This is a genomic window from Pseudomonas sp. D(2018) (assembly GCF_005502555.1).
Classification (GTDB): Bacteria; Pseudomonadota; Gammaproteobacteria; order Pseudomonadales; family Pseudomonadaceae; genus Metapseudomonas; species Metapseudomonas resinovorans.
Genome location: NZ_SCOK01000027.1, coordinates 65308 through 74654, shown reverse-complemented (window position 1 = coordinate 74654; position 9347 = coordinate 65308). Strand labels below are relative to the sequence as shown.

The following is a 9347-nucleotide window of genomic DNA, read 5'->3' as shown; positions in this document are numbered from 1 at the left end:
AGAGCGCAGCGAAACCCATCGCCGGATTGATGGGTTTCGTACCTCTACCCATCCTACGTCGCTGTCCTTTGCCACCCGACGCTGGCGGCGCCGCCACGCTGCCGGCGAGCTGCCGAACTGGGTAGTGAACCCGTTCGTAGGATGGGTAGAGCGCAGCGAAACCCATCGCCGGATTGATGGGTTTCGTACTTCTACCCATCCTACGTCGCTGTCCTTTGCCGCCCGACGCTGGCGGCGGTCCTCACTCTTCTGCCTTCACCTGGTGCTCCCGCCGCCACGCCGCCGGCGAGCTGCCGAACTGGGTGGTGAACCAGCGGGTGAAGGAGCTGGGCACCGAGTAGCCCAGCAGGTCGGCGATACGGCCGAGGGAGTAGCGCGGGTTTTCCATGTAGCGCAGGACCAGGTCGCGCCGCACTTCGTTGATCAGGTCGGAGAAGGTCACTTGGCTGTCTTCGAGCCGGCGCTGCAGGGTTCGCACGTTCAACCCCATGGACTGGGCGATCTGTTCGATGGTGGCGCGCCCCATCGGCAGGAGCAGGTAGATGGCTTTGCGCACATCGTTCAGCGTCGACTGCTTGGCGGCGCCGGGTAGGGTCTCTACGAGGCGGAGGGCGTGCCGGGCCATGGCCGGGTCGGCCAGGGGGTTGGCTTTGTCCAGGTCCGAGGCCTGGCACACGATGCCGTTGAACTCGCTGCCGAACTCCACCTTGCAGCCGAAGACGCGCCGATGCAGTTGCAGGTCCGGCGGTGCGTCGTGGCTGAAGTTCACCGAAAGCGGGCGCCAGCCCGAGCCGAGCAGGGCGCTGCACATGCGGAACAGGACGCCGATAGCCAGCTCCATGCCCTGGCGAATGGGCACCGGCGGGTCCGTGATGATTTCCTCCCGCAGGACCACGGTCTTGCCGACTTCGTCCACGAACAGCGCCAGGGATTCGTTGAGCAGGTGGCGGTACTGCACGATGGTTTCCAGGGCATCGCGCAGGGTTGGCTGGTGCGACAGCAGCAGACTGATAACGCCGAAATCGGATAACTGGCGGGATTCGGCCATGCGCAGGCCGAAGGTGGGACAGCCACTGGCGCGGGCGGAGTCTTCCAGCAGTGTGGCCGCGGCGGACGTGGGAATACGTTGCTCGGGGTTTTCCACCAACGCCTGGCTGAGGCCGACCTGGCGCAGCATCTGCTGCGGGTTCAGGCCGAGGTGCTGGGCCACTTCGATGTAGTTGGTCAGGGCCGCTGCGCGAACCATTGGGGTCATGTCGATCGCCACGCTGCTGTTGTGCCGGTGAGGCGCTGGTGCTCCAGGCTCCGGTCGTTATTGTCGTTCAAAGCGAAGTGAGTGCGTCGCATTGGATGGTCTTCGAATTTGTCTTTGATGACAACGCCGGTTCTTTTCTTCGTTTATGGCTGATGCAAGTAAAGCCAAACCCTGGAAATTGGCGCGCGCCACGGACGGCGGGCACAGCCGCTGGGAAGGAAGCGGGGCGGGGTGGAATGACCCTGTCATGAAATGCGAAGCGCCTGACGTTCTATGAAAAGCGGTCACCCCCCTGCGTCTCTACTGTTTGCATCACGAAGTTCCTTCCGCCGCGATGGCGATCCCATCGAACGCAAAAGGGTAGTGCCGTGATCGACAACAACAACGCAACCATCCTCATCGTCCCGGGCCTTCGGGAGCATGTGCCGGAGCACTGGCAAACCCTGCTGGCCGAGCAACTGCCCAAGGTGCGCAGCGTACCGCCACTGGAGCAGGACAAGCTGAGCCTGCCGGCCCGAGTAGAGGCCATCCAGCGCGAGCTGGAGCAGATCGACGGACCGGTAATCCTGGTGGCCCACAGCGCCGGTGTGCTCATGGTGGCGCACTGGGCGGCCCGTTACAGCCGACCGATCAAGGGGGCGCTGCTGGCCACCCCGCCGGACCTGGATGCCACCTGGCCGGAGAACTACCCGAGCCCCGAATCCCTGCAGGCCAACGGTTGGACGCCACTGCCGCGACAGCCACTGCCGTTCCCCAGCCTGGTCTGCGCCAGTGACGACGATCACCTGGCCAGCCTGGACGCGGTTCGCAGCCTGGCCAATGACTGGGACAGCGGTCTGGTCGAGCTGGGCAAGGTCGGACACCTCAACCCGGCATCGGGTTACGGCGAATGGCCGTTTGCCCATGAGCTGATCCAGCTGCTGGACCGCTGAAGCACAACCAGATCGATTTCGGCCGGGGAGACCGGCGAATACAGCGCGCGGCGATGCAACCGACTGCGCGTCAACGAAGCAGGGAGCACGGAAAGGTTGCGGTAGCGAATACAACAAGAAGCGGAGCCAACGCATGAAGTACAAGAACAATCACAACCTCAACTTGCGCAAGTGCCTGCTCGCCTCGGCCATTGCTGCCGGGATGGGCGCACCGGCCATGGTGCAGGCCTTCGAAGTCGACACCGGTAACCCGGACTGGTCGATACGCTTCGACAACACCGTGAAGTACAACTACGGCGTGCGCACCGAGAGCGCGGACAAGCGCATGCTGGCTACGCCGAACAACAACGACGGCGACTTCAACTTCCGTCGCTCGGGCACCAACATCACCAACCGTGTCGACCTGTTGACCGAGCTGGACGTGATCCACCAGGGCAACAAGGGCTTCCGCGTCAGCGCCGCGAGCTGGTACGACAAGGCCTACGACAACACCGGGTCCAACTCCAACCCCTTCGTCAACGGCAACGACGCGTTTTCCAGCATCGTCGGCCAGCCGAGCACCAGCAACCCGGCGTTCGGCAGCCCGCACCTTTCCAACTACGCCCAGCGTTACTACAGCGGCCCGTCCGGCGAGATCCTCGACGCCTTCGTGTTCTACAGCACCGAAGTGGGCGACGAGTCGATGTTCAGCATCAAGGCCGGCCAGCACAACGTCTACTGGGGCGAGACCATCCTCAACCCGGTGCATGGCATCAGCTACGGCCAGTCCGGTCTGGACCTGGCCAAGCTCTCCGCGGCGCCGGGCACCGAGGCCAAGGAGCTGTTCGTACCGCGTAACCAGGTGTCCACGTCCTTCACCATCAACCCGGAACTGACCGTGGCCGCCCAGTATTTCCTCGACTGGGATGCCGCTCGCCTGCCCGAGGCCGGCACCTATTACGGCAGCTCCGACCTGGTAGGGTTCGGCGCCCAGTCGTTCCTGCTCGGTCACACCGGCGGTCCGGGCCTGGCGGGGGCGAACGGCAACCTGACCACCATTCGCCGCGGCCACGACATCACGCCGGACAAGCACGGTGACTGGGGCCTGATGCTCAAGTGGTCGCCGGAGTGGCTGGACGGCACACTCGGCGCCTACTACCGCAACACCTCGGAAATCCTCCCGCAAGCCGTGCTCGATGGCACCGGGCTGACAGCGCGCGGTGCGGGCGGCCCCATCGCCAACGTGCAGAACTCCATCCGCACCACCAACTACAAGTTCGCCTATGGCGACGACATCGACATCTTCGGTCTGAGTCTGTCCAAGGACATCGCCGGCATCAGTGTGTCCAGTGACCTGAACATCCGTCACAACATGCCGCTGGCAAGCATCCCGGCCATCGTCAGTGCGTCCGGCCCTGGCGGCCTGGCCGCCGGCCTCGGCCTGCTGCCGGCGCGTGTTCCGGGCACCGGTGTAGTCACCGACCTGCCGAGCAGTGGCGACAGCATGAGCGCCACCGGCGACACCCTGCACTGGACGGTCAACGGCCTGATGGCCATCGGCGATACCCCGCTGTTCGACGCGGCGACCCTGCTGGGCGAGCTCTACTACAGCAACCTGCTGAAGCTCGATAGCCAGAACGAAGCGCTCTACAAGGGCGAGGACAGCTACCGCGGCATCGACAAACCGACCCGCGACAACTGGGGCCTGGCGGTGAACTTCACGCCCACCTGGTACCAGGTGTTCCCGGGCGTCGACCTCTCCGCGCCGATGTCCGTCAACGTCGGCCTGGATGGCGTGTCCCCGGTCCAGGGTGGCGGCGCCGAAGACACCGGGACCTACTCGGTCGGTGTCGGCGCGGCGATCTACAACCAGTACTTCGTTGACCTGAAGTACGTGGACTCTTTCGGCGATGCCGAGAAATGCACCAACGGAGCCACAGACGGCTCGACACCTAACGCATTGGATGCCACGCAGCGCTACACCTGCTACGCCGGGGGCTATTCCTCCTTCTCCGGCGGCGGGGCTACCACGGAAGACCGTGGCGCGGTGTACCTGACCTTAAAGACCACCTTCTGACAATCCGCATTGCTCGCAACCCGAGCAGGAGAACAACGAGATGAAATTCGTGAAAACTCTGATGGCGGCTTCCCTTGCGGTGGCCTTCGCAGGTTACGTACAAGCTGCCGTGTCGCCTGAAGAAGCTGCCAAACTGGGCACCAGCCTGACCCTCGTGGGGGCCGAAAAGGCCGCCAACGCCGACGGTTCGATCCCCGCCTATGAGGGCGGCCTTACCACTGCGCCGGCCGGCTTCAAGCCCGGTGACAGCATGCGTCCGGACCCCTTCGCCAGCGAGCAGCCCGTGCTGGTGATCGATGGCAAGAACGTCGATCAGTACAAAGACGTGCTCAGTGCCACGACCGTGGAGTTGGCCAAGCGTTATCCGAGCTTCCGTGTGGATGTCTTCCCGACCCACCGCACCGTGGCCATGCCCAAGCCTGTACTGGACAACGCAGTGAAGAACGCCACGGGCGCCAAGACCGCCAATGGCGGCCTGGCTCTGGATAACGTGCTGCCGGGCGTACCTTTCCCGATCCCGCAGTCGGGCGCCGAAGCCATGTGGAACCACTTGCTGCGCTACCAGGGCGTGACCATCAACTCCAAGTACGACTCCTGGAACGTCGACTCCGCGGGCGTGGCCACCCTGGCTACCACCGGGCAGGCGTTCATCAACTACCCGATCTACGAAGACCTGTCCAAGCCGATCGCCAACACCGACGTGTACTACCAGATGAAGCTGTACTACTCGGGCCCGGCGCGCCGTGCCGGTGAAGCGATCATGCTCAAGGACGCCGCCAACGCCGTCGAGCAGCCGCGTCGCGCCTGGCAGTACCTGCCCGGTCAGCGCCGCGTGAAGCTGGCGCCGAGCCTGGCCTATGACACGCCGAACCCGGGTACTGCCGGTGCCGGCACCTATGACGACGTATTCGTCTTCAACGGTGCGCTGGACCGCTACGACTGGAAGCTGGTGGGCAAGCAGGAAATGATCGTGCCCTACAACACCTACGAGCTGACCTACGCCCAGGACCCGAAATCCCTGACCACCCCCAGCCACCTGGCGCCAGATCATGTGCGTTGGGAGAAGCACCGCGTGTGGGTCGTGGAAGGCACGCTCAAGGATGGCGCCCGTCACATCTACGCCAAGCGCCGCTTCTACCTGGATGAGGACAGCTGGGTGGCCCTGGCGTCCGACCAGTACGACGCCCGCGGGCAGATCTACCGTGGCTCCTTCGCCTTCCTCAGCCAGAGCTATGACAAGCAAGTGCCGGATACCACCCCGTTCGTGATCTACGACCTGGTGGGTAACTCCTACAACATCAACGGCATCGTCGGCCCGTACGGCGGCATTCGTTACATCGACCCGCTGACCAAGGCTCAGTGGGCAGCCGAGTCCCTGGCCGGCGCCGGCATTCGCTGAGCCAGGTTGGTTGCCGCTCCCTTTGTGTGGGGGAGCGGCAACATGTTTTTTCTAGAGGACGTCCCGATGTTTTCTTTCAAGTTCGTCGCCCTGGGCCTGGCCCTGGCGGCCGGCAGCTGTGGCGCCGCGCCGCTGGTGGATGTGCTCGACCTTCCTGCGCAGCGCAGCGAGCTGGCGGTACGCAGCCCCCTGCTCGATCTGGCGCAGGCGGGTACGCGGCTGGTAGCCGTGGGGCAGCGTGGCCATATCCTGTACTCCGACGACCAGGGCAAAAGCTGGACCCAGGCCAGCGTCCCGGTCAGTTCCGATCTCAATGCCGTCCAGTTCCCCACGGCCAGCGAAGGCTGGGCAGTGGGGCACGACGGCGTCGTCCTGCACAGCCGTGACAGTGGCGCCAGCTGGCAGAAGCAGCTCGATGGCCGCCAACTGGGCCGCCTGATGCAGGACTACTACAGCGCCCGTCCCGATGCCGGGCAATGGGTGGAAGAGGGCAAGCGGATCGAGGCGGAAGGCGCCGACAAGCCCTTTCTCGACCTCTGGTTCAGCGACGAGCGCAATGGTTTCGTCGTCGGTGCCTTCAACCTGATCTTCCGCACCCGCGACGGCGGCCAGAGCTGGGAGCCTTGGGCGGACCGCACCGACAATCCGTCTGCCTACCACCTCAACGCGATTGCGGGTGACGGTGAGCACATTTTCATTGGCGGCGAGCAAGGGCTGCTGTTGCGCCTGGACGACGGTGAGGAGCGCTTCCAGGCGCTGGCATCACCCTACCAGGGCAGCTTCTTCGGCATTGCCGTCCAGCCGGGCCTGGTGCTGGCCTACGGCCTGCGCGGCCACGCTTATCGCAGCCATGACAACGGCGCCAGCTGGAGTCCGGTGAAAACCGGGCTGAACAGCAGCATCACCGCGTCGGCCCGTGATGCCGGCGGCAGCATCTATCTGTTCGGACAGACCGGTCAGGTGCTGGCCAGCCGTGACGACGGGAGCAGTTTCCAGCCCCTGGACATCGGCCAGCCGGTGCCCGTCTACGGTGCCCTGGCATCAGCCGATAGCGGCCTGCTGCTGGTGGGCGCGCGCGGTTTCAGCCAACGGCCCCTGGCCTCTGGCAAACAAGAATAAGAGCGAGGCGAACCCACCATGGGTGGCATGAAACAAGACGCAATGCCGGTGATCCGGGACATCAAGGACTTCGACACACGAAGTGGCAACCTGCTGGAGCGCATGGTGTTCAACCATCGCGTTCCGTTCGTGGTCGGCATCCTGCTGGTCACGCTGCTGCTGGGCTACATGGCCCTCACGCGCCTCGAACTGCGGCCCAGCTTCGAGAAAATGATTCCCCAGGGACACCCCTACATCCAGAACTTCCTGGACAACCGCAAGGCCTTGCGGGGTCTGGGCAACAGCGTGCGCGTGGTCGTGGAAAACACCCAGGGCGACATCTTCGACCCGGCCTATCTCGACGCACTCAAGCAAGTACACGATGAACTCTTCCTGACCGAGGGCGTGGACCGCGCCTGGATGAAGTCACTCTGGGCACCCGGCGTACGCTGGACCGAAGTGACCGAAGAGGGCTTCCAGGGCGGACCGGTGATGCCCGATGGCTATGACGGTTCCCCCGCCAGCATCGAACAGTTGCGGCAGAACATAGCCCGCGCCGGCATCGTCGGCAGCCTGGTCGCCAATGACTTCAAATCCACCATGCTGGTGGTGCCACTGCTGGACCAGGCCACCGCCGGCGGCAAGGGCGTGGACTACCACCAGTTCTCGCGCACCCTGGAAGACAAGTTCCGCCTGCGCTTCGAATACGCCGGCGACACCCAGGCGCAAGCCTCGGGCGAGGAAGGGCAGGGCGCAATCAAGATCCGGGTGATCGGCTTCGCCAAGCTGGTGGGCGACCTGATCGATGGGCTGCTGCGGGTCATGGCCTTCTTCGGCCTGGCCGTTGGCACTGCCTTCTTCATCATCCTGGCCTACACCCGCTGCCTGCGCAGCAGCCTGCTGGTGATCGTCTGCTCGCTGCTGGCCGTGGTCTGGCAACTGGGTATCGTCGCCTGGCTGGGTTATGCCCTGGACCCGTACTCGATCCTGGTGCCCTTCCTGATCTTCGCCATCGGCGTGTCCCACGCGGCCCAGAAGATGAACGGCATCATGCAGGACATCGCCCTGGGCACCCATCGCCTGGTGGCCGCGCGCTATACCTTCCGCCGCCTGTTCCTCGCCGGGGTGACAGCTTTGCTGGCCGATGCGGTGGGCTTCGCCGTGCTGATGCTGATCGACATCCCGGTGATCCAGGATCTGGCTATCACCGCCAGTATCGGCGTGGCGGTGCTGATCCTCACCACACTGCTGATGATGCCCGTGGCGCTGTCCTACGTCGGTGTGGGCAAGAAAGCCGCCGAGCGCGCCCTGCGCATCGATACCAATGCCGCCGCGCATAAGGGCTTCGGCCGTGTCTGGGACTTCCTTGACCGCTTCACCGAGAAGCGTTGGGCCCTGACCACGGTCGGCGTGGCTGCTGTCCTGGGCGTAGCGGGTTTCATGGTCAGCTTGAACCTGCAGATCGGCGACCTGGATGCCGGTGCGCCCGAACTGCGGCCGGATTCACGCTACAACCGCGACAACGCCTACATCACCAGCCACTACGCGCTGTCCAGCGACCTGTTCGCGGTGATGGTGAAAACGCCTGCCGAGGGCTGCCTGAACTACCAGACCCTGATCCAGGCCGACCGCCTGGCCTGGGCGCTGCAGCAGCACCCGAACGTGCAGGCCACCTCGTCGCTGGCTAACGCGGTGCGCCAGATCACTGCCGGTACCTACGAGGGCAACCCGAAGTTCCTCAGCCTGCAGCGCAACCAGGATGTGCTGAACTACGCCGCCCAGCAGGCGTCGGTGAACACGCCCGAGCTGTTCAACACCGATTGCTCGCTGATGCCGGTGATCGCCTTCCTCAAGGACCACAAGGCGCAGACCTTGGATGAAGTGGTCGCCATCGCCGAGCGCTTCGCCGCCGAGAACAGCAGCGAGGATCGCCAGTTCCTGCTGGCAGCGGGCAGCGCAGGAATCGAAGCGGCCACCAACATCGTGGTGCGCGACGCCAACCGCACCATGCTGCTCTACGTCTACCTGGCGGTGACGCTGTTCTGCCTGGTTACCTTCCGCAGTTGGCGCGCGACCCTGGTGGCGCTGCTGCCGCTGGTACTTACCTCGGTGCTCTGTGAGGCGTTGATGGTGGTGATGGGCATCGGGGTGAAGGTTGCCACGCTGCCGGTCATCGCCCTCGGCGTCGGTATCGGCGTGGACTACGCGTTGTACCTGCTCAGCGTGCAACTGCAGTACCAGCGCCAGGGCATGCCACTGTCGGCTGCCTACAAACAGGCGGTGTCCTTCACGGGTCGGGTGGTGGCGTTAGTCGGTATCACCCTGGCTGCCGGCGTGGTCTGCTGGGCCTGGTCGCCCATCAAGTTCCAGGCCGACATGGGCATCCTGCTCACCTTCATGTTCCTCTGGAACATGATCGGCGCGCTGATCCTGATCCCGGCGCTGTCGTACTTCCTCCTCCGTGAGCGCGGCGAGGCGGAGCAGCCGGTCAGTCCGGCCAGCGTGCCCAAGGCGACGCCTGCCGCCGAAGCGGTGGAGAGCACCCGCATGGAGTCTTCACCACGGCAGCCGGCAAGCGAGAGAAGTTGAACTAATCTGGAACACGGG

6 protein-coding genes are annotated in these 9347 nt (G+C 64.5%); 5 read left to right on the top strand and 1 reads right to left on the bottom strand.

Annotated elements, in window-relative coordinates; all coding sequences use genetic code 11:
• Positions 1-241 precede the first annotated feature (241 nt).
• Positions 242-1246, bottom strand: coding sequence for an AraC family transcriptional regulator (locus FFS60_RS17765; RefSeq protein WP_137822706.1), 1005 nt, complete (start codon positions 1244-1246; stop codon positions 242-244).
• Between the two features lie 377 nt (positions 1247-1623).
• Between FFS60_RS17765 and FFS60_RS17760 the strand changes: the two genes are divergently transcribed.
• The 5 genes from FFS60_RS17760 to FFS60_RS17740 all read left to right on the top strand — a co-directional run bounded on the left by FFS60_RS17760 (position 1624) and on the right by FFS60_RS17740 (position 9329).
• Entirely contained in the window at positions 1624-2187 is a 564-nt protein-coding gene (locus tag FFS60_RS17760) for an alpha/beta hydrolase (RefSeq protein WP_137822699.1), read from the top strand.
• 133 nt (positions 2188-2320) lie between these two features.
• Entirely contained in the window at positions 2321-4243 is a 1923-nt protein-coding gene (locus FFS60_RS17755; protein ID WP_051246718.1) for a DUF1302 domain-containing protein, read from the top strand.
• A gap of 40 nt (positions 4244-4283) precedes the next feature.
• Positions 4284-5642 (top strand): DUF1329 domain-containing protein, encoded by a 1359-nt coding sequence (locus tag FFS60_RS17750; RefSeq protein ID WP_028629341.1) that lies wholly within the window; start codon positions 4284-4286, stop codon positions 5640-5642.
• A 66-nt stretch (positions 5643-5708) separates the two neighbouring features.
• The gene (locus FFS60_RS17745; RefSeq protein ID WP_137822698.1) at positions 5709-6761 is read left to right on the top strand and encodes a YCF48-related protein; all 1053 of its coding nucleotides are present in this window, start codon (positions 5709-5711) and stop codon (positions 6759-6761) included.
• Positions 6762-6779: 18 nt separating this feature from the next.
• Positions 6780-9329, top strand: a complete 2550-nt coding sequence (locus FFS60_RS17740) for an RND family transporter (RefSeq protein ID WP_137822697.1) — start codon at positions 6780-6782, stop codon at positions 9327-9329.
• Positions 9330-9347 lie beyond the last annotated feature (18 nt).